The sequence below is a fragment of the Shewanella aestuarii genome, assembly GCF_014647215.1.
GTDB classification, from domain to species: Bacteria; Pseudomonadota; Gammaproteobacteria; order Enterobacterales; family Shewanellaceae; genus Shewanella; species Shewanella aestuarii.
On sequence record NZ_BMOT01000009.1, the window covers coordinates 1 to 22,625 of the forward strand.

Annotated in this window: 17 protein-coding genes; 8 read left to right on the forward strand and 9 right to left on the reverse strand. The window is 41.9% G+C overall.

Translation table 11 applies throughout. The annotated features are described in order from the left end of the window. Positions 1–782: 782 nt before the first annotated feature. From mutT to IEY03_RS13150, 8 genes are all read right to left on the reverse strand, one after another. On the reverse strand, positions 783–1,181 hold the full coding sequence (mutT, locus tag IEY03_RS13115; protein WP_188842438.1) for an 8-oxo-dGTP diphosphatase MutT: 399 nt from the start codon (positions 1,179–1,181) through the stop codon (positions 783–785). Positions 1,182–1,210: 29 nt separating this feature from the next. Next, positions 1,211–1,438 (reverse strand): DNA gyrase inhibitor YacG, encoded by a 228-nt coding sequence (yacG, locus tag IEY03_RS13120; protein ID WP_188842440.1) that lies wholly within the window; start codon positions 1,436–1,438, stop codon positions 1,211–1,213. 49 nt (positions 1,439–1,487) lie between these two features. Then, positions 1,488–2,222, reverse strand: coding sequence for a cell division protein ZapD (zapD, locus tag IEY03_RS13125; RefSeq protein WP_188842441.1), 735 nt, complete (start codon positions 2,220–2,222; stop codon positions 1,488–1,490). A 1-nt stretch (position 2,223) separates the two neighbouring features. Beyond that, positions 2,224–2,832 (reverse strand): dephospho-CoA kinase, encoded by a 609-nt coding sequence (coaE, locus tag IEY03_RS13130; RefSeq protein WP_188842443.1) that lies wholly within the window; start codon positions 2,830–2,832, stop codon positions 2,224–2,226. A gap of 12 nt (positions 2,833–2,844) precedes the next feature. Further along, positions 2,845–3,774 carry a prepilin peptidase gene (locus IEY03_RS13135; RefSeq protein ID WP_188842445.1) on the reverse strand — a complete coding sequence of 310 codons (930 nt, stop codon included), beginning with the start codon at positions 3,772–3,774 and terminating at the stop codon, positions 2,845–2,847. 36 nt (positions 3,775–3,810) lie between these two features. Continuing rightward, entirely contained in the window at positions 3,811–5,076 is a 1,266-nt protein-coding gene (locus IEY03_RS13140; protein ID WP_188842447.1) for a type II secretion system F family protein, read from the reverse strand. Between the two features lie 99 nt (positions 5,077–5,175). Then, positions 5,176–6,885: a type IV-A pilus assembly ATPase PilB gene (pilB, locus tag IEY03_RS13145; RefSeq protein ID WP_188842449.1), complete on the reverse strand. Its 1,710-nt coding sequence runs from the start codon at positions 6,883–6,885 to the stop codon at positions 5,176–5,178. Between the two features lie 102 nt (positions 6,886–6,987). After that, positions 6,988–7,425: a pilin gene (locus IEY03_RS13150; protein ID WP_283103423.1), complete on the reverse strand. Its 438-nt coding sequence runs from the start codon at positions 7,423–7,425 to the stop codon at positions 6,988–6,990. A 276-nt stretch (positions 7,426–7,701) separates the two neighbouring features. Between IEY03_RS13150 and IEY03_RS13155 the strand changes: the two genes are divergently transcribed. Continuing rightward, positions 7,702–7,851, forward strand: coding sequence for a hypothetical protein (locus IEY03_RS13155; protein WP_188842451.1), 150 nt, complete (start codon positions 7,702–7,704; stop codon positions 7,849–7,851). A 287-nt stretch (positions 7,852–8,138) separates the two neighbouring features. Here IEY03_RS13155 and nadC read toward each other — a convergent pair whose 3' ends face one another. Beyond that, positions 8,139–9,017 (reverse strand): carboxylating nicotinate-nucleotide diphosphorylase, encoded by an 879-nt coding sequence (gene nadC, locus IEY03_RS13160; protein ID WP_188842453.1) that lies wholly within the window; start codon positions 9,015–9,017, stop codon positions 8,139–8,141. 181 nt (positions 9,018–9,198) lie between these two features. Between nadC and ampD the strand changes: the two genes are divergently transcribed. The 7 genes from ampD to IEY03_RS13195 all read left to right on the forward strand — a co-directional run bounded on the left by ampD (position 9,199) and on the right by IEY03_RS13195 (position 22,616). After that, complete coding sequence (gene ampD / locus IEY03_RS13165; RefSeq protein WP_188842455.1) at positions 9,199–9,750, forward strand: 1,6-anhydro-N-acetylmuramyl-L-alanine amidase AmpD; 552 nt, start codon at positions 9,199–9,201, stop codon at positions 9,748–9,750. A gap of 77 nt (positions 9,751–9,827) precedes the next feature. Beyond that, positions 9,828–10,679 (forward strand): beta-lactamase regulator AmpE, encoded by an 852-nt coding sequence (gene ampE / locus IEY03_RS13170; protein WP_188842457.1) that lies wholly within the window; start codon positions 9,828–9,830, stop codon positions 10,677–10,679. A gap of 205 nt (positions 10,680–10,884) precedes the next feature. Then, a complete protein-coding gene (gene pdhR / locus IEY03_RS13175; RefSeq protein ID WP_188842459.1) occupies positions 10,885–11,637 on the forward strand; it encodes a pyruvate dehydrogenase complex transcriptional repressor PdhR in 753 nt (250 codons plus the stop codon). Positions 11,638–11,729: 92 nt separating this feature from the next. Beyond that, on the forward strand, positions 11,730–14,396 hold the full coding sequence (gene aceE / locus IEY03_RS13180; RefSeq protein WP_188842461.1) for a pyruvate dehydrogenase (acetyl-transferring), homodimeric type: 2,667 nt from the start codon (positions 11,730–11,732) through the stop codon (positions 14,394–14,396). Positions 14,397–14,408: 12 nt separating this feature from the next. Then, positions 14,409–16,373, forward strand: a complete 1,965-nt coding sequence (aceF, locus tag IEY03_RS13185) for a dihydrolipoyllysine-residue acetyltransferase (RefSeq protein ID WP_188842463.1) — start codon at positions 14,409–14,411, stop codon at positions 16,371–16,373. A gap of 170 nt (positions 16,374–16,543) precedes the next feature. Next, positions 16,544–17,974 (forward strand): dihydrolipoyl dehydrogenase, encoded by a 1,431-nt coding sequence (gene lpdA / locus IEY03_RS13190; protein ID WP_188842465.1) that lies wholly within the window; start codon positions 16,544–16,546, stop codon positions 17,972–17,974. 190 nt (positions 17,975–18,164) lie between these two features. Then, entirely contained in the window at positions 18,165–22,616 is a 4,452-nt protein-coding gene (locus IEY03_RS13195; protein WP_229778331.1) for an EAL domain-containing protein, read from the forward strand. Positions 22,617–22,625: the final 9 nt, after the last annotated feature.

Genomic DNA, 22,625 nt, shown 5'->3' on the forward strand with positions numbered 1-22,625 from the left:
GTTGAGCTAACTTGTACTAATGACCCGTGAGGCTTAACCATACAACCCAGATGGGTTTTACTGATACGCACTTAGTATTAGAATAAAGCGCTTAAATAGTGTTGAACTCAAAAGAAGCGACGTTTGAAAGATAACGTGCATCAGCTTTCCGAATTATTATTTAATGTCGAATGACGTTAGATAACCAAATTTGTCTGGAAACCATAGAGCTGTGGTATCATTTCCAGGCGCCTAATTTCTCGTAATGAGAGTATCAAGCCCGTTACTAACGTAACGGGCTTTTTTACATCCGAAACTTGAGCATAAAAGTCGTGTGGCCGATATGCCCACGTGAGAGTAGGTCATTTCCAGGTGCCAAATTTCTCTTAAAGAGAGTATCAAGTCCGTTACTAACGTAACGGGCTTTTTTACATCCGAAACTTGAGCATAAAAGTAGTGTGGCCGATATGCCCACGTGAGAGTAGGTCATTTTCAGGCGCCGAATTTCTCGTAAAGAGAGTATCAAGCCCATTGCTAACGTAACGGGCTTTTTTACATCTGAAATTTGAGCATAAAAGTAGTGTGGCCGATATGCCCATGTGAGAGTAGGTCATTTCCAGGGTAAATGTCTAGGCAACTACACCTAGCTTTTAAAGTTCCAAGGTAACAAGCTGTCGATATCGGTTTCTGCGTAGAAGGCTCTTCAAGAGGGTTGTTTATAGATTACTAATTATGTCCAGTCCTGAGATAAGTTGATACATTGGAGACTTATCTAAGGACTAGATAATATCTTACGCATAATTCTAGCCTAGCTCAGCTAAAATCTTATCGACAATAGGTTTATTGGCTTCAGGAAAATCAAATTCTGCTAGGTTATAAATGGGGACCCAACGTATTTGTTGATTTTCTAAGCCGAGGGCTTCATTGGAAAAATCTTTTACTAAATGAATATCTAAACGCACATGCTTATCTGGGTAGTCATGGCTAATATCCATAAATGGACTTGAAGCTGTAACATCTAAATTGACTTCTTCTTTTAGCTCTCTGATTAACGCCTCTGTCACTGTTTCATTCGCTTCCACTTTACCACCAGGAAATTCCCATTTTCCTCCTTGGTGAAGGTGTCCGTGCCTTTTAGCTAATAAAATATGCTTATCTTGATTAATGATGACACCTACGGCGACATGAACACGCTTTTGCATAATAAATTCCGAATTATCCCAGTTGAAAACTAATCTTGTTTAAAAAATGCAGATTCGTTTAATCCTAAATCGTCGTAACCTAAGTCATCATACATATCTGGGTCTAATGGCGTTTTCACTGGGATGGCATGTTTCTCATCAGCCCAATCACCTAAATCGATCAGCTTACAGCGCTCGCTACAAAATGGTTTGAATTTGGCTTCAGCAACCCAATTCACTTGAGTTTTGCAGATGGGGCAATTAACGGTAATAGGCATAAGTTTCTTCTTGCACGGTAAATAATAGCATTAACCGATCTTAAAAGGTTTAGGTGCAAGTAGCCAGAAGGAATTGAATTGTTTTGTCTGTGTGGCGTTGTTGTTCAAAATCCACAAAGTGGATGGCATATCGATTTCTATGTCCGCTGATTGTTGGATAACAACCTTGAGATGTATCAATTTTTACTCGGATTAACGATAAAGCCTGCGCACTGTCGCCCTGATAAAAACCGGCTTTTGCATCTGCAGGCGTAAAATCTGCTGTGTTGCGGATTAACTCGAGTAATAAACTGATTGGGGTAAGCAGTGGTTGATATTGGTCTATCCAACATTGTAGATCTAACTGTCTTTCTTTCCAGGGTTTACCTAGCCAAAAGTGCAGTTGCGGTAGGTCAAAGTTACAGCACGCTCCAGGCATACCGAAACGTTGGCGCAACGCTGAAATAAACTTATCTTTTTTTAGATGAATGCCAATTCTATCCGGCATTTGTAATGGCGCTTTAGCTTGAGCCAAACGATTAATAATGTCATTAATTTGCAGTTTGTCTACATGTGGTAGCTCAAGCCATTTGGATAATAGCGCTATATTTCGATCAAGGTCTTTGAGTACATCAGATCGATAATCACACCTGTCGGTTAATTCACAAAGTGAAAACAACGGGTAAAAACAACGATGCTGATGATCTTGAGTCAGATTATTTTGCAATTGCGTCGACAGGTACTCTAACCGTAAATAACTACGAATTTTTTCATTTAAGGGCTGTTCGTATATTAAGTCGGTCATGTCAGTTTGGTGTTTTCGCTAATTCCAAGTATTTATGATGTAACGAAGCCACTTTGCTTCGTAACGCATTTAATTGACCTTGATTATCGATGATATCATCAGCTTTTGATAATCGTTGATCACGTGGCATTTGGCTCAATATGATTTGTTCAACTTGAGTTGATGCCACCTTATCACGTTCACTCGTCCTTGAAATTTGCAACTTAGGATCTACGTCCACCACCAAAGTTGTATTGACTAACTTATCTAAGCCATTTTCAAATAGCAAGGGAACAACCATAATTACATAAGCTGAATCGGCCTGCTGAACTTGTTTTAGCATGGTATTGCGGATCATCGGGTGTAATAAGTTATTTAACCAATCACGTTGATGTGGCTGGTTAAAAATAATCTCACGCAATGCAATTCGATTTAGGCTACCATCGATTTGGCAAACATCCGCGCCAAAGTGTTCGATAATCCGTGTTAAGCCCTCAGAGCCTTTTGCAACCACTTCTCTTGCTACGATATCGGCATCAACTAAGGTTATGCCAAGCTCAGCAAACAAATTGGCCACTGTGGTTTTGCCGCTACCAATACCGCCAGTTAATCCAACAATGAATTTAGCCATGTCAGTAGTGCCTTATACTAAGGTGCTGAGGTACCAATTAATAATTTCTTGTCCCCATATTAATGCTATCCAGCCAGCAACCGCGATATAAGGCCCAAAAGGAATGGGTTTGCCTGCGTGAAGCTTTTTAGTGGCAATCATGGCGATACCAATAATGGCCCCTACTAAAGATGATAAAAGAATAATCATAGGTAGCATTTGCCAGCCTAACCAGGCACCAAACACCGCCATCAGTTTAAAATCACCATAGCCCATGCCTTCTTTGCCGGTAGCTAGCTTGAATAGCCAAAACACTGACCATAAACTTAAATAGCCTGCCACAGCGCCAATTAATGCATCGGTAGGGCTTGCAAACACGCCTTGGAGGTTGATGATTAAACCAAGCCATAGCAAAGGTAAAGTTAATTGATCCGGTAATAGCATTTCATCTAGGTCGATGCCGGTTAAGGCGACAAGAAAAAACGTCAGTATGGACGCGAAGATAAACTGGGTAGTAGGGCCAAAGTAAAAGGCTAATGTCGCAACCAATAATCCGGTTGTTAATTCAACAATAGGATAACGAGCAGAAATCTTGGTATGACAACTGGCGCATTGCCCTTTAAGCATTAACCAACCCAGTACAGGTAAATTGTGCCAAGGCTTAATGTCAGTTTTACATTTGGGGCAGGCAGAACCAGGGACCATTAAATTGTACTTTTCGGGAAAAGCATCAATCGGTTTAGCGAGTCTTTTTTCACCGACTTGTTTGACAATATCCGGATGATATTCATTTAAGTAATAGTTACATTCACTTTGCCACTCGCGTTTCATCATCACGGGTAAGCGGTGAATCACCACATTCAGAAAGCTGCCAATGGTAGCGGCAAAGATAAAGCTAATAGCAACAAAGAGCCAAGGGTATTGGCTCATTGTGGTAATAAAGGTAGAGATAAATTCAGACATGATTTTTCTTATTATTTTTGAAAGATAGATTTTAAATTAACCAACTACTTTACCCATTTGGAAGATAGGTAAGTACATAGCGACAATTAAGCCGCCTACAACGGTGCCGATAACGACCATCATAATCGGTTCAATTAAACTCGATAATGCATCGACGGCATCATCTACTTGCATCTCATAAATATTGGCCACTTTATTCAACATTTCGTCTAAGCCACCGGATTCTTCACCAATCATCACCATTTGAATGAGCATGTCAGGGAATAAACCCGTTGTGCGCATGGCTACGTTCATTTGCATACCAGACATCACTTCTTGACGGACTTTAATTAATGCATTGCGATACACCGCATTACCGGAAGCGCCAGCTGCGGATTCTAGACCATCAATTAACGGAACACCTGCGGCGAATGTGGTTGCTAATGTACGAGCAAAACGCGCCATAGCACCTTTATGGAGAATGTCACCAATAGCAGGAATTTTTAGAATAAGTGTATCGACTTGATCTCTAACAACTTGTGAATTGCGATGTGCTCGCACAAACAGAAATATTGCCGCAAATATCATAGCGAAAATATAATACCAGGAAGATTGTAATGCACGTGAAATACCTAATACAAATTGGGTAAAAGCGGGTAATTCGGCGCCAAAGCCATGAAATATTTCTTCAAACTGTGGGACCACAAAAAGCAATAGAAGAGTGGTAACTGCAATTGCTACAATCACAACCGCAGCAGGATAAAACATGGCTTTTTTAATTTTAGACTTTAATGCTTCGGATTTTTCACGGTAGGTTGCGATACGATCAAATACCGCATCCAATGATCCTGAATGTTCGCCAGCAGCGACTAAATCGACGTATAGGTCATCAAAATAACGTCTATGTGGCCTTAAAGCATCTGATAAAGGTATACCAGACTGCACATCTGATAAAATACTGCCTAATAGCTCTCTGACCTTTGCTTTTTCATGGCCTCTCCCCAAAAGTTCTATTGTTGTAACAAGTGGAACACCAGCGGCTAGCATTGTTGCAATTTGGCGAGTGATCATAGCAATGTCCATTGCGGTGATCTTTTTTTCGGTTTTAAATAATGGTGCGGCTTTTTTACGGACGCTTTTAGGATTAACGCCTTGGGCTTTTAAAATGCTTCTTATTTCAGCTATTGTGGCACCACGAAGCTCTCCCGCAGTTTTTTGACCATCACGGTTGAGGCCTTTCCACTCAAAATTAAATACTTTAGGCTGATGCTTTACGTCCTTGCTTTTTCTTGACGTTTTTCTTTTCACTGTCGCTGTGGCCATAAAGCGATTCCTTGAAATTATATTTATTTTTGTTGTGATTAATTGTAAACGAATTGTGAGTAAATATCTAAGTCGATATTTCCAATGTCAACGTTTTAGCTAATTGAAGCTGGTAACACGATTAACTTCAGCGATACTGGTGACGCCATGAACCACCTTTAGTAAACCTGATTGGCGTAAATCCCGCATCCCCTCTTGTTTAGCTTGCTGGGCAATTTGCAATGAATTGCCGCTTTCCATAATAGTACGGGCAATTTCATCGGTAATTTTCATCACTTCATAAATACCTACTCGTCCTTTATAGCCACCAGAGCATAAATCACAGCCGCAAGGCTTATAAACAGTGAAGCCTTCATCGATGTTTTGCTGGTTAAAGCCAAGTCGCAACAGTTCTGCAGGTGGCACATCTTCGGGTTGTTTACAGGCAGGACAAAGCCTTCTTGCTAAACGCTGGGCAATAATTAAATTGACCGAGCTGGCAATGTTATAACCGGGTACGCCCATATTAAGTAAGCGGGTTAAGGTTTCTGCGGCGGAGTTAGTGTGTAAGGTGGATAACACTAAGTGACCGGTTTGCGCCGCTTTAATGGCAATTTCGGCGGTTTCTAAATCACGTATTTCACCGACCATCACCACATCAGGGTCTTGACGTAAAAATGAGCGTAGCGCTGACGCGAAGGTTAAACCGGCTTTTAAATTAATATGAACCTGATTAACACCCTCGAGGTTAATCTCTACTGGGTCCTCGGCAGTGGAGATATTGCGCTCTTCAGTATTAAGAATATTTAAACCTGTATATAAGGATACGGTTTTCCCCGAACCTGTAGGTCCTGTTACCAAAATCATGCCTTGGGGTTTGGCGAGCATTTCCTCATATAGCTGGCGCTGATCATCTTCATAGCCGAGCTTTTCAATACCGAGTTGCGCTGAGGAAGAGTCCAAGATACGCATTACAATTTTTTCGCCCCAGATGGTGGGCAAGGTACTGACACGAAAATCAATCGATTTAGTGCGCGATAGCTTCATTTTAATGCGGCCATCTTGCGGCACACGCCGTTCAGCAATATCCAGCTTTGACATCACCTTCAAACGTGCCGATATTCTACCGCCTAGGTTTACTGGCGGCTCTGAAACTTCATGGAGAATACCATCAATACGAAAACGAATGCGATAGCGCTTTTCATAGGGTTCAAAATGCAGATCTGACGCGCCTTTACGAATGGCATCGGTAAGAATTTTATTGATGTAAATAACAATCGGTGCATCATCACTACTATCACCTGATATTTCATCTTTGCGTTCAGTGTCAGCAACCTCCATATTCGCGAGCGCATCTGAATCAACCCCTGACAGATCTAAACCGGAAATATCTTCTTCACTGAGTTTTTCTAATATTTTTTGAAGTTTATCATCTTCAACCAAAATGGCTTCAGCATGCAACCCTAAACTGAATTGAAAATCTTCTAAAGCGTTGATGTTAGTTGGATCAGAGGTGGCAATGTATAAGCGATTACCGCGTTTGAATAAAGGGAGGCAGCGGTGTTTTTCAATGAGTTTTTTATTGAGCAACTCTTCAGCAATTGATGATACATCAAATTCATTTAAATCTAGGAGGGGCGTACCATATTCTTCATAGCAAAGTTCGGCAATTTCTCTCGCAGACAGTAACTTTAATTTGATTATAGTGGTAACTAACGCATTTTTGGACTTTCTCGACTCAAGAATTGCAGATGAGGTTTGCTCTTCACTAAGTAAACTTTTGCGAAGAAAAAGAGTGGATAAACCGAGATGCAAACCATTATTAGGCATAACTTTCCTAGTGAAGGAATTAACTAGTAGTTTTTAAACACTGTAGTGAAAAACGCCAAGAATAAAGCTATATCCTTGGCGTTGTATTAAATCTTAAATATATTAGAATGTTACATTTTTACCTGCACCATCAGCACATTGTTTCGCTGTAGTTGCACCAGTAGCTGCAGCGGCATCAACTGTTGCCTTATATGAAACTATGCCTGCATTCGTTACTGTTGCAGTTATAACACATGTTTTATCTGTATAGGCTAATGTACCACCCTTCTCTTCAGCCCAACCAGCGCTAACCGTTAATTCAGCAACATTTGTACCATCGTCGGCTATAGATGCACAACCTACACCTGATTGCACACAAGCAACAGCTTTAGATGTATAAGCACTTACACCTTTCATAGCTGCGCCACCATGAGCTGCAGCAACATAGTCGCGATAAGCAGGTAAAGCCACCGCTGCCAAAATACCGATGATCGCGACTACGATCATTAATTCAATAAGGGTGAAACCCTTAGCGTTTTTAATTTGGTTAATGCTTTTCATTTTTTCTCTCCGTAAATGTGTTTGGGCCTATCCAATCCTAGGTGCTGAACTGCAGGTCGGGTCGCAAGGTCATTAAACCATCGCGCTTGTTGCAGTGTCAGTGGCATCCATCATTGCCGAAGCCTTACGAGCACATGTTAGTAACTATTATTGATCTGTTTCATTTATTGAAACGAGCCAGTTTTTTATCGTGTTATCAGTGTAGTTGAGTTATTCATATCTTGCAGGCTTTTAAGCCTTTGCCGTATTAGTGTGATTATTGGCTAACTCACTAAAGTGGCAGACATTACATTTAACCAACTTAATGACATTTCGGCTGAGTTGTATATTGCTAAAGTGGTTGATACCCAAAACACCGTTTTGCAGCACTTGAACGATAAACGTCGCGGCATCACAAAAAATGTTTTGGCGTGTTCAATTACCTAAGTAATGATACAAGTTCTGGCCGAAAGGCCATTCGCCTGTGTAAACGTTAGTATAAAGTTACTAAAAATGGAATACTTTTATCATACAAAGGTAAAATAAATGATTAAATATTCTATACTTGGCGATTTTTGTTACAAAACGCTATAACATTTTTTTGACAACTGCTTGTTGGTCAATCATTTTTTTGACACTGAGGGTGTTGAGGTCATAAATCTGGCGCGATCAGATGTGATTGAGAATGAAAACATAGAGGCTCAATCATCAGAGCCTCGACGTTAATATTGCGCTTAGGCTTTTAGTCTTAACGATAAATCGAGCGCTTTAACATGCTTGGTTAATGCACCCACTGAAATATAGTCAACACCCGTTTTCGCAAAATCGGCAAGGGTGTCTAAGGTGACGTTACCTGACACTTCCAATTTTGCTCCTTTACCTGTGGCTTTAAAGGTTTGGTTTAATGCTACTGCTTCAATCATCATGGTGATATCAAAGTTATCTAGCATTACGATGTCGCTGCCGCCCTCTAACGCTTGGGTTAATTCTGCGATGGACTCCACCTCTACCTCTACCGGTTTATCATGATGAAGTTGACGTGCAGCCTCGATGGCTTGGCTTATGCCGCCACAGGCCATGATGTGGTTTTCTTTGATTAAAAAGGCATCATATAACCCAATACGGTGGTTTTTGCCGCCACCGCAGGTTACCGCATATTTTTGCGCCGTACGTAACCCTGGGATGGTTTTACGGGTATCGAGTAAACGGGTGTGAGTGCCGGCTAACTTATTAACATACAGCTTAGTTAATGTGGCAACACCTGATAGGGTTTGAATGAAGTTCATTGCGGTGCGCTCGCCGGTGAGAATGGCGCGAGCTGGGCCTGATAGTTCACATAGCACCTGATTTGGCACCACTAAATCACCATCGTCTACGTGCCAATGCAAAGCCACTTCACCACCCAGTTGATTAAAGACTTGCTCTGCCCAGGCTTTGCCACAAAATACCCCTTCTTCACGGGTAATCAGGCTGCCCTCAACATGTTTATCGGCGGGGATCAGTTGTGCAGTAATATCAGCCTTAAGCATTTGTTCAATACTTTGGTGCTCGTTGTAGCCTAAATCTTCATTTAATGCGGTTTTCACTGCATGACGGATATCATTTTCTAACATAAGCTAAATCCTTGCGACGACAAAATTACCTGTGTGTTTTACTATCACAGGTTAAAGGTTGTGTGTATGGCGATAGGTTAGCATAACTTTGCCGCGGTTGTGAGTGTGGGCAACATGGTATTTAGGCCATTTTGCTGTTAATTTATGGCTTACATTTGATGCGTTTTAAGATCTCAACTATATGAAAACCCATACAAGTTTATCTTGCGGCTGGTTAGCAAGCGCTAGACGCTGTGTTTCACCTCATTTTAATGCTCGGCCTAATAACGAAGTGAGCTTATTGGTTATTCACAATATTAGCTTGCCTGCTGGGTGTTTTGGATTGCCGCATATTGATGCGTTATTTCAAGGCTGTTTAGATTTAGAAGCCGATGACAGCTTTAGTGAATTAAACGGGTTACAGGTTTCGGCTCATTTTTTAATCCGCCGTGATGGTGAGATTGTGCAATATGTCAGTTGTGATGATAGAGCCTGGCATGCGGGAGTATCGCAGTTTCAAGGGCGAGAAAATTGTAATGATTTTGCCATAGGAATTGAGTTAGAAGGCACTGATTTTGTGGCCTATACCGATGCACAATATCAGCAGCTGACTGAACTTACATTGGAGATTATGGCGCAATACCCTATGATTAACTCTACGCGGATTGTTGGCCATTGTGATATCGCCCCTATTAGAAAAACCGATCCGGGTGAAAGCTTTGATTGGCGACGTTATCGAGATGCGATTTGTTGAGGGTTGTTTGATCTTACACGGTTGTTTTTTGCAGCGAGTTTGCCGCACACATTTATTTTAAGGCTTAAGGATAAACCATGGCATTATTTTCATTGCTCATCGCCATTTTAGTGGAACGATTAAAGTTATTGCCAGTGAATTGGCAGTTTGACAAATTGATGATGCGTTACCATAAGCAATTTTGGGATAAAAAATCATTAACAACCGATGTGGCTATGGCGATTGCGGTGATTTTACCTTCTTTTGTTGTTTTTGGTGTGGGTCTATTAATTAGCGGATTATTATTTGATATTCCCAGTTTGTTGTTATGGGTGGTGGTGGCGTTAGTTTGCTTTAGCCATCAGGATTTACGCGATACATTTAAAAAGTATGTTCAGGCCGCTTGTCGAGGCGATGTGCAAGCTTGTTATCGTTATGCTGGCGAGCTAGATTGCGGCGAATGTATTGATGCCGTTGATGAACGTGACTTAGGCATTAAAGTTGGTCAAAGCGTGGCCTGGATAAATTACCGCTATTACGGTGCAGTGGCATTGTTTTTGGTGTGTTTTGGTCCTGTTGGTGCCGTGTTGTATTGCAGTATTCGCTTTTATTATGATTTAAACATCAAACAAAACCTCTCTTTGCCTTTAATCGATCACTTACAACGTTTGTTTGATTGGTTGCCTAGCCGAATTTTCAGTTTTGGATATGTGTTGAGTGGTCAATTTACTCAAGGGCTAAATGCGTGGCGAAAACGCGCATTTGATGCCCGTTGTAGCGCTAAAATCGTGGTAACGGAAACCGCATTAAGTGCGGAATCTTTGCCAGAAGCTGGCCCCGCGCCGGTGAGTGTGCAGCCTACACTAGCCTTATTAGCTTTGAGTAAGCGTAATTTTACCTTGTTAGTGACGTTTGTGTCGGTGCTGACGATTTTTGGGGTCGTCAGTTAGGTTGATTTTGATGTTTAACCGGTTATTGTCAAATGGTCTGACCCCATACCCGTTTTTTTCGTTTATGCTCTGTAAACTGAGCGGCGGTGTATCAGCTTAAGCGATAAGCTAGACATGATTAAGATGTTTTGCTAAAGTGCCCGCTCTCACATAAATTGGTAAGACCAATTGACAATAGGTGATTCTGGGGAGTTTAAGCATACATATGGCTTACAGTAAGATTAATCAGCCAAAAATTTCTGATGTGATCATGGAGCAACTTGAGCGCATGATCCTAGAAGGCAGTCTGCAACCTGGGCAAAAGTTACCTCCTGAGCGTGAGCTGGCTGTGCAGTTTGAAGTGTCACGCCCGTCTTTACGTGAAGCCATCCAGAAGCTTGAGGCCAAAGGCCTATTGATGCGTCGTCAAGGTGGCGGTACATACGTTAAAGAACAACTCTGGCAAAGTCTTGCCGATCCTATCGTTGAATTAATGCATAACGACTCTGAAAGCCAATACGATTTGCTTGAGTTTCGTCACGCCACTGAAGGCATGATGGCCTACTTTGCTGCGTTACGTGGCACAGATGCCGATATGCAGAATATTAAAAACAGTATTTTAGACGTTGAAAACGCCGTAAATATTGAAGCACAAGCAGATGCCATTGTACGTTTTTACCGTGCAGTGGCTGAAGCGTCACACAATGTGGCAATGCTTCACTTAGTGTTAAGTTTAACCCCTGTGCTACATAAAAATGTGGCACAAAATTTAGAGCTTCTGAGTCGTCGTGAAGAAGCCTCTACTATGGCAAATGATCACCGCCGAGATTTATTGGCTGCGATTGTTCGCCGAGACCCTGATGCGGCACGTGAAGCTTCGAACGAGCATTTAAGCTATATCGAAGAAGTCATGTTGTCAGTAAGAGAAGAAGACAGTCGGTTGCAACGTAGCTTGCGCCGTTTAAAGAGCGGCGTGTAGTTCTCGTTCACAACCAATGAGATTATACCCTTGCTGTGTCAACAAGCAGCATAAGCCGAAATATAACCCCGTATATAGAGAAGGACTGCGAGATGTCTGAAGATATGCTACTCGATTTAGACCCATCAGAAACCCAAGAATGGGTTGATGCCTTACAAGCTGTATTAGAGCAAGAAGGGCCTGAACGTGCACATTTTTTATTAGAGAAACTGATTGATAAAGCCCGTCGTAACGGTACTCATTTACCGTATGATGCGACAACCGCTTACCTTAATACCATTCCTGCAGGGCAAGAGCCTAACATGCCAGGCAACCAGGAGATGGAGCACCGTATTCGCGCCATTATCCGTTGGAATGCTTTAGCTATGGTATTACGTGGTTCTAAGAAAGACTTAGAACTAGGTGGTCATATCTCAAGTTTCGCCTCTAGTGCCACGATTTATGATGTGTGTTTTAACCACTTTTTCCGTGCGCCAAATGAAAAAGACGGTGGCGATTTAGTGTATTTCCAAGGTCATATTGCACCAGGTATTTACTCGCGTTCATTCTTAGAAGGACGTATCACTGAAGAGCAAATGAACAACTTCCGTCAAGAAGTTGATGGGAAAGGCTTATCTTCATACCCGCATCCTAAGTTAATGCCTAATTACTGGCAGTTCCCTACGGTATCTATGGGTTTAGGTCCTATTCAAGCGATTTATCAAGCACGTTACTTAAAGTACTTAACTGACCGTGGCTTGAAAGATTGTTCAGAGCAAACGGTTTACTGTTTCTTAGGTGACGGTGAATGTGATGAGCCAGAAGCATTAGGTGCGATTGGTTTAGCTGCGCGTGAAGAGTTAGACAACTTAGTATTTATCATTAACTGTAACCTACAGCGTCTTGATGGTCCTGTTCGTGGTAACGGCAAGATCATTCAAGAGCTAGAAGGCGAGTTCCGCGGCGCAGGCTGGGAAGTGGTTAAAGTGATTTGGGGTCGTTACTGGGATCCATTATTGGCTCGTGATACGAGCGGTAAATTATTACAGTTAATGGAAGAAACCGTAGACGGTGAATACCAAAACTGTAAAGCCAAAGGCGGCGCGTATACGCGTGAGCATTTCTTTGGTAAGTACCCAGAAACTGCCGCTATGGTCGCTAACATGTCTGATGATGACATTTGGCGCTTAAACCGTGGTGGTCATGATCCAGTTAAAATGTATGCTGCATTAGATCATGCACAAAAAACCAAAGGTCGCCCAACCGTTATTTTAGCTAAAACCGTTAAAGGTTATGGTTTAGGTGATGCTGGCGAAGGTAAGAACATTGCCCATAACGTGAAGAAGATGGACGCAGATGCAATCCGTTACTTCCGTGATCGTTTTAATATTCCTATCCCTGATGACAAATTAGAAGAAATTCCTTTCTATCATCCTGGCCCTGACTCAGAAGAAGTGAAGTATCTGAATGAACGTCGTGAAGCATTAAAAGGCTACTTACCACAACGTCGTGAAAAATTCACTGAAGAGCTTGAAGTACCATCATTAAAGATTTTTGATGCGGTCATTAAAGGTTCAAACGGTCGCGAAATTTCATCTACTATGTCATTTGTACGTGTACTGACTGCGCTATTGAAAGATAAGCAAATCGGTAAGCGTATTGTGCCAATTATTCCTGATGAAGCACGTACTTTTGGTATGGAAGGATTATTCCGTCAAGTGGGTATTTATGCCCATGAAGGCCAAAAATATATTCCACAAGATTCTGATCAAGTGGCGTATTACCGTGAAGATAAAACCGGTCAGGTTTTACAAGAAGGGATTAACGAATTAGGCGCTATGTCATCTTGGGTTGCTGCAGCAACCAGTTATTCAGTTAACGACATGCCAACAATTCCTTTCTACATTTACTACTCAATGTTTGGTTTCCAACGTATTGGAGACATGGCATGGGCCGCAGGTGATATGCGCGCACGTGGTTTCTTAGTGGGTGGAACATCTGGCCGTACAACATTGAACGGTGAAGGTTTACAGCATCAAGATGGCCACAGCCATATTCTTGCTAACACTATCCCTAACTGTGTGTCTTACGACCCAACTTACGGTTATGAAATTGCTGTTGTGGTGCAGGATGGTATTCGTCGTATGTACGGTGAAGATCAGGAAGATGTGTTCTACTACCTAACCACCATGAACGAAAACTATGTTCAGCCTGAAATGCCAGAAGGTGCTGAAGAAGGTATCGTTAAAGGTATCTATAAGCTTGAAACCGTTGCCGGAAGTGGTAAAGGTAAAGTACAGCTTATGGGCTGTGGCACTATTCTTGAAGAAGTACGTAAAGCGGCGCAAGCCCTTGCGAAAGACTTCGGGGTAAGTGCAGATGTATTCAGCGTAACCAGCTTTAACGAGCTAACTCGTGATGGTCAAGCGGTAGAGCGTTGGAACATGCTACACCCAACGTCTGAGCCTAAGAAAGCGTATATCAGCCAAGTGTTATCAACGGATGCTCCAGCCATTGTGGCCACTGACTATATGAAAATATACGGTGAGCAATTACGTGCTTACATTCCGACTGACTATAAAGTACTGGGTACTGATGGTTTTGGTCGTAGTGATAGCCGCGCTAACTTACGTCATCACTTTGAAGTGGATGCTAAGTTCATTGTTATTGCGGCGTTGAAATCACTTGTTGAACGCAACGAAATGCCTGTTGATGTGCTGACTAAAGCCATCAAAGACTATGGCATCGATGCTGACAAGATCAACCCACAGTTCGCGTAAGAGGAATTTGGAATGGCTGATTTAAAAGAAATTTTGGTTCCTAATATCGATACTGATGCAGTACAAGTTATTGAAATTTGTGCGGCAGTGGGTGATTTTCTTGAAAAAGAAGCATCGATTATTACGGTTGAAAGCGATAAAGCGACCATGGATATTCCAGCACCTTTTGCTGGCACCTTAGCAGAATTGAAAATTGCTGTGGGTGATACCGTATCAGAAGGGACATTAATTGCCTTAATGTCTGCAGCTGGCGAAGCCGCTGCCCCTTCAGCTGAGCCTGCAAAAGCACCTGCGCCAGTGGCACAGGCGGCTGCACCGGCTCCAGTCGCCCCTGTAGCGGTTGCGGCTAATACTGGCGGCGCTGCACAAGTGATTGAAGTGAAAGTACCTGATATCGGTGGGGATACTGATGTATCTATCATCGAGGTACTTGTTGCGGTAGGCGATACCATTGACGTTGATACTGGCTTAATTACGCTAGAAACCGATAAAGCCACCATGGATGTGCCATCTCCGAAAGCGGGTGTGGTAAAAGAAGTGAAAGTTGCTTTAGGCGATAAAGTATCTGAAGGCTCGTTAGTTATCCTGTTAGAAGTAGCAGGTTCAGCTCCAGCTGCCTCAGCACCACAGGCGGCAGCGCCTGTTGCCCAAGCCGCTCCGGTTGCGCAGGCCACAAGCCAGGTACAAGAGATTCATGTGCCTGATATTGGCGATGCAAGTGATGTTGATATCATTGAAGTGCTTGTTGTTGTTGGCGACGAAGTGACTAAAGACCAAGGTTTAATCACTTTAGAAACAGATAAAGCGACTATGGAAGTACCGGCTCCTTTTGCTGGTAAGCTAGTCTCTTTAACGATTAAAGTGGGCGATAAAGTGTCTCAAGGTAGCTTAATTGCTACGATTGAAACTACTTCGTCAGCACCTGTTGCTGCCGCGCCAGTTGCTGAGCCAGCAAGTGTTTCAGCGCCTGTTGCGCCGATGCCAGCTAGTCGTCCTTCTACACCACCAGTACCGCATCATCCAAGTGCTGCGGTTACCGCATCAGGTGGGGTAGTACATGCGTCACCAGCAGTGCGTCGTTTAGCGCGTGAGTTTGGTGCCGATTTAACCTTGGTTAAAGGTAGCGGCCGTAAAGGACGTATTCTAAAAGAAGACGTACAAGCCTTTATTAAGTATGAGCTTTCTCGTCCTAAAGCGACGGCAGCTACTGCGGTAGCGGGTGGCGCAGGTGGCTTGAACGTAATTGCGGCACCAAAAGTCGACTTCAGTAAGTTTGGTGAAGTGGAAGAAGTGCCATTAAGCCGTATTCAGAAAATATCGGGTCCAAATTTACATCGCAACTGGGTTACTATCCCACACGTGACGCAATTTGACGAAGCTGATATCACTGAGTTAGAAGCCTTCCGTAAGCAACAAAATGATGTTGCAGCGAAGAAAAAAGCGGATTACAAAATTACTCCTTTAGTCTTCATGATGAAAGCGGTAGCAAAAACATTGGCAGAGTTTCCAGTGTTTAACTCAAGTTTAAGTGCTGATGGTGAATCATTGATTCAGAAGAAGTACTTCCATATTGGTGTGGCAGTTGATACCCCAAATGGCTTGATGGTACCGGTTGTACGTGATGTAGATAAAAAAGGCATTGTAGAATTATCGCGCGAGCTAACTGATATTTCTATCCGTGCACGTGACGGCAAGCTAAAAGCTGCTGACATGCAAGGCAGTTGTTTTACCATTTCAAGTTTGGGCGGTATTGGCGGTACAGCGTTTACTCCAATCGTAAATTACCCAGATGTGGCCATTTTAGGTGTATCAAAATCTGAAATTAAACCTAAGTGGAATGGTAAAGAGTTTGAGCCTAAGTTAATGTTGCCATTATCATTATCATATGATCACCGTGTAATTGACGGTGCAATGGCAGCCCGCTTTAGCGTAACCTTGTCAGGTATTTTATCTGACATCCGTACCATGATTCTGTAAACAAATTTGGCCGCTCTAATTGAGTGGCCTTTTTTATGTCGGTCTTTATCACTAATGTTTGATTGTGATCAACATCAAACAAAGGGTAAAATGCGGCCAGCTAACATGATCTGGCCACATTGATTGTTGAGACGGATTTGCCGCCAACACGGAAAAGAATAGAGGAAAAGATGAGTAACGAAATCAAAACTCAGGTAGTTGTATTAGGAGCAGGCCCAGCAGGTTATTCAGCAGCATTCCGTGCAGCTGATTTAGGCTTGGACACCATCATCGTTGAACGTTTTAGCACCCTGGGTGGTGTTTGTTTGAACGTAGGTTGTATTCCTTCAAAAGCATTATTACACGTAGCAAAAGTGATTGAAGAAGCCAAAATGGTTGAAGATCATGGTGTTTCTTTTGGCGAGCCAAAAATCGACTTAGACAAATTACGTGGCTTTAAAGAGAAAGTGATTGGTCAGTTAACTGGCGGATTAGGCGGAATGTCTAAAATGCGTAAAGTTGATGTGGTTAATGGCTTTGGTACTTTTACAGGTCCAAACACGCTAGAAGTTAAAGCGGAAGACGGTAGTGTTAAAGTCGTTCAATTTGAACACGCTATTATTGCTGCGGGTTCGCGTCCAATTAAACTGCCTTTCATTCCTCATGAAGATCCACGTATTTGGGATTCGACTGACGCATTAGAATTAAAAGAAGTGCCAGGCAAGCTTTTAGTGATGGGCGGTGGCATCATCGGACTAGAAATGGGTACGGTTTACTCATCTCTAGGTAGCGAAATTGACGTAGTAGAAATGTTCGACCAGGTCATTCCTGCTGCCGATAAAGACGTTGTTCGTGTATTCACTAAACAAATCAAGAAGAAGTTTAACCTGATCCTTGAAACTAAAGTGACAGCCGTTGAAGCTAAAGATGATGGCATTTATGTCACCATGGAAGGCAAGAAAGCGCCAACAGAACCTGTTCGTTATGACGCTGTATTGGTTGCAATTGGTCGCTCACCAAATGGTAAGTCACTTGCTGCTGAAAAAGCAGGCGTAAACGTTGATGAGCGTGGCTTTATCAATGTCGACAAGCAAATGCGTACTAACGTACCGCACATTTTTGCTATCGGTGATATCGTTGGTCAACCAATGTTGGCTCACAAAGGTGTGCATGAAGGCCATGTTGCTGCTGAAGTTATCTCTGGTCTTAAGCATTTCTTCGATCCAAAAGTTATCCCTTCAATTGCCTACACAGCACCTGAAGTCGCTTGGGTTGGTTTAACTGAGAAAGAAGCTAAAGAGCAAGGTATTGCATACGAAACAGCAACTTTCCCATGGGCTGCAAGTGGCCGTGCAATCGCATCTGATTGTAGCGAAGGTATGACCAAGTTAATTTTCGACAAAGAAACTCACCGCGTGATCGGTGGTGCTATTGTTGGTGTTAACGGTGGTGAATTATTAGGTGAAATTGGCCTAGCAATTGAAATGGGTTGTGATGCGGAAGATTTAGCATTAACGATTCATGCTCACCCAACTTTACATGAATCAGTAGGCTTAGCCGCTGAAATTTATGAAGGTTCAATTACTGATTTACCTAACCCTAAAGCGGTTAAGAAGAAGTAATTAACACTTGTAACACTTTGCAAGGAAGCGCCCTAATGGGCGCTTTTTTTTGGTCTACACTTAGCAGGTGATGCTATATTGGCATTAAGCTTAAAGGTATGTTGTTGATGTTGAATAATCCTTAAACTCAGATAACTTAACGATTAAATCCCTAATAATAAAAGCGACTGATAGGAGTTACAGTAATCGAATGTCAAGATTTTTAGCGCTTATCATCATGCAAATAACTTTGCTTATGCTATCAATGCCGGTAGCGGGGGAAGACTTTGTTCAGCGTGTATTTAACGCCAAAGATGGTTTAGCCAACAGTACAATTCATGATATTAGTTTTGACAGTTATGGCTTTGCTTGGCTGGCTACAGAGCAAGGGCTTTATCGAGTCAGTAACAGTTCAATTCGACGAATTGATAACGCTGATAGCAGTTCGGTGTTAGAAGATGAAATGCTGTATTCAGTGGTCCCCGTTGCCGATGAATATTTGCTGATTAAGTCTCGGGTCGCATTATATTTATACAGTTTACGGGAGCATCAATTTACAGAGCTATTTCATCCAGAAACTCAAAATAGCCTCAAAGTCGCGACCATAATTGCGAATGAGCAATCCCAATTTGAAATCCTGACCACCAATGGCCAAAGGTACCAGTTTGATATTGCCTCTATGCTGTTGTCTGTTCATCCCTCTGGAGACTTAGCTTCAGATTTGATTTGGACGGGGCAACTGATTCTGCAAAATCAGGATAGAATTTATACCTCGACTCATAAAGCGGAATTGCATTTAGCCAATAATGATGTGGTCGACTTAGGGTGGCATAGATCTCGAGGAACCATCATAGGGTTAATACAAGATTCTAAGCAGCGCGTATGGTTATTTACCTCGAAAGGTTTATTTAACGTAGATTTACAGCTGCGAGAAATCACCTCGGTTACAGGTAAGTCGTACTTTATCGAAAAAGTCGTTGAGGATAACCATGGTGTGTTGTGGTTAGGAACTCGCTCAGGACTATTATCTTGGAACGTAGAAACTAACCAAACGATCAGTTATCGAGAATCGTTGAAATCGGCAGCTAATATTAATTATATTCATGCGTTGGCAATTGATACTAATGGTTTGATTTGGGTTGGTGGTTCAGGTTATGGCTTAGCGCTAGGTGCAACATCGCCAGAATTTTTATTGGATACTTTCACACAATCATCCGCTTACCAATTAAGTCATCAAATGGTGTGGTCGATTTACGAACAAGACAATAAGGTTTGGTTAGGCACCGAAGGCGGGCTTGAAATTGTCGATATGCTCTCAAAACAATCTGAGTTAATTTTACTCGAGGGTTTTGATTTAAATGACAGCGTTTATCAAATTAGTGAATTAGACAATCACCACTTAGTGCTCTCAACTACCATGGGCTTGTTTGTCATCAATAAACTGACCAATGTGGTGACTGATTTTCATGTTTGGAGTGGTGGAACGACCTCTTTGCGTGATGCCGTTATTATGTTCAATTACCTCGATCCCGTTATCCTCGGCAGAATTTGGTTTTTAACCAATAAAGGCCTTTATTATTGGCAAAAGGGCGCGGTAGATATTCAACGGTTTGAAATGGGTTTTAATCATCCACCTTTTAATGCGATAACACGAGATGGCCAACAACGTTTATGGTTAGGCGGTAAAAAAGAGCTCGGTTATTTGAATGCTGCCAATCAATTTATTTCAATTAAAGACAAAGCCATTTATCAAGGTAAGCCACTTGATGTGGCACATATAATAGAAGTTAGTCCTAATGTGTTTTGGATCGGCACACATCAGCAGGGGCTACTAGAGCTCAATACGATTACCGCAGAGGTAACTAATCTAAATGAGCGCTGGAATATTGAATGTGGGGTGGTACTTTTTCTTAAAAATACGCCCGATGATTTCCTCGTAGGATGTTACCGATCAATTATCAAATTCAATAAACGTAGTCAAAGTCCATCATCATATACCCACTATGATGGTTTTATTTCTAATGAATTTAATGAGTCTGCGGTTTTTGTCCAACCAGAAAAAGGCCTGTTTTTAGGTACTCCCAATGGTGCAATGTTAATCGAACCTCGATTATTAACCAACCGAATTGCAAATAATGAGGCTTTTCTTGAATCGGTTTCAATTTATTACAGTGATCGCACCGATTTATTTTTAGTGCCTGCACAGCTTAAAACGGTAAAACCTGAAGCCAGTTTAATTAGTTTTCAAATATCTAATTTAGACTACCTAGATGAAAGCCCGATGAGTTTGAAATATCGATTGTTAAAACAAGGTGCTCCACCCTCTGGATTTGTATTGTTAGAGGGCAAATCACAAATCAATATATCGGGTATCACGGGGGGGGATTACACCTTAGAATTACATTATAAAAGTCAAAATCTATGGTCAAAATATCCCTTTAGTTTCTCTTTCAAAGTAGAGGAATATTGGTGGCAGTCTCAATATTTTAAAGGTGCGCTGATCTTCAGTGTGTTATTTTTTGCTTTTTTCTTATCTTTATATCGTCAGCGACAAGTGATGCGTTTCAAAAAGTTGAATCAGGACTTAATTGAAAGTGATGATCGCCTGTCGCAAGCATTAAGGGGCAGTGATTCTGATTTATGGGAATGGCGTGACGACTCTAAAATGTTGATGCTAGATAACCGTGGCGGCTTGCTGGGTGGAAAAACAAGAATTATTTCAACGTTAGATAAAGTCCCTATACACCCAGATGACCTTGAAAGGGTGACTCAAGTTTGGGTGCGTTTTTTAAAATCTCATTCAGACATGATTGATGTGGAATATCGCTATTTGCATGAATCAGGAAAATGGCGCTGGTTAAGGGTAAAAGGGCGGGCGATATATTTGCATCCTACCACTGGAAGGTTGATTCGTGCCGCTGGAATTTACTCTGATGTTACCGTGCAGAGAGAACTTGAAAGTGAAATCAATTTATTAGCAGAAGCGTTTGAAAATACTTCAGAAGGCATGCTGATATTAGATGCCGACAAGCGGATTATAATTAGTAACCTTGCCGCAAGACGTATTCTGGCAACCGATAAGGAGGCACTATCAAATCAGTTATTTTCTAATATTGTGGTCTCTAGCCAAGTGCCATTAAATATCGATAAATTATTCTCCAAAGCGACTTTTTGGAGTGGAGAGCGAGAGCTGCTCTGCCAAAGTCATCAAGCCTGTCCTGTATGGCTAAATATTTCAAAAATGTTAGGTTCAGAAAGCGCTGCATTGCATTATGTGGTGGTGTTTTCGGATATGACCGAGCGAAAATTGAATGAACTAAAATTGCAACGTTTAGCCAATAATGATCCGCTGACGGGGCTGGCCAATCGCGCTCAGTTTGTCGCTAACTTAAAGCATGTGATTGAAGATGCCTGCCGCAATGATGAAAAATTAGCACTATTATTTTTAGACTTAGACCGTTTTAAATCGGTAAACGATTCCTACGGGCACAGCATGGGAGATGCATTACTGATTGAAGCGGCGAACCGCTTACAATCCAGTTTAAGCCCAGAACACGTGTTGTGCCGTTTTGGCGGTGATGAATTTGTTATTTTATTGCGTAATGTTAACGACAGTAACTGTATTAATCACATTGCCGAAAAATTGTTAAAGCAAATTGAAATGCCATTTAAGTTATATGGCCGAGAGTTTTTTATCTCTACCAGTATTGGAATTAGCTGTTGGCCAGAAGACTGCCAAGACCCTGAGTTACTGATTAAAAATGCCGATCTTGCGATGTATCATGCTAAAGAGGAAGGCAAGGGGAATTTTCAATATTACTCAGAAGAACGTAATGCCGAGGCCTTATATCACTTGCGGCTTGAAGCGGATTTACGTAAAGCCATTGAGCGTAATGAGTTCGAGCTTCATTACCAGCCTCAAATTGACATTCTGCATAATGATCGCTTTATTGGTATGGAGGCATTGCTACGCTGGAAGCATCCTACTGAAGGCTATGTGCGGCCTGATATTTTTATTAAAGTTGCCGAGTCTTGTGGTTTGATTATTGATATTGATTGCTGGGTGCTTAAGCAAGCATGCCTAGATGGTGCCAGATGGAATCAACATTATCAGCAAGAATTTACCTTGTCAGTTAATGTTTCGGCTGTCCATTTTAGGCAAAGTAGCTTTATTGAATCGGTGAAATCTACTCTTGCTGAAACAGGTTTTCCAGCATCCAGATTATGCCTTGAGATTACCGAAGGCGTATTAATGAAAGAGTTGCATGTTGCCACTCAACATTTAACTCAACTGAAATTGTTGGGGATCCAAGTCGCAATAGATGATTTTGGTACAGGTTATTCATCGTTAGCTTATCTGCGTACTTTTGAGGTCAACACATTAAAAATTGATAGGTCGTTTTTAATTTATATTGCTGATAATCAAGCTGATCAAGCCATTGTATCGAGCATTATTGAGTTAGCGCGTAATCTGAAATTAAAAGTCGTCGCTGAAGGCATTGAAACACACGAGCAGTTGGAACAAGTTTTCAGTCGTGGATGTTACATTGTGCAAGGCTATTATTTTGCGAAACCTATGCCAAAGCATGAACTGGACATTTTTATGGGCATCGATACAAAAAGTCGGACTATTTCATTTGATAATTACATTAGCGATTGTTAGTCGTAGTTT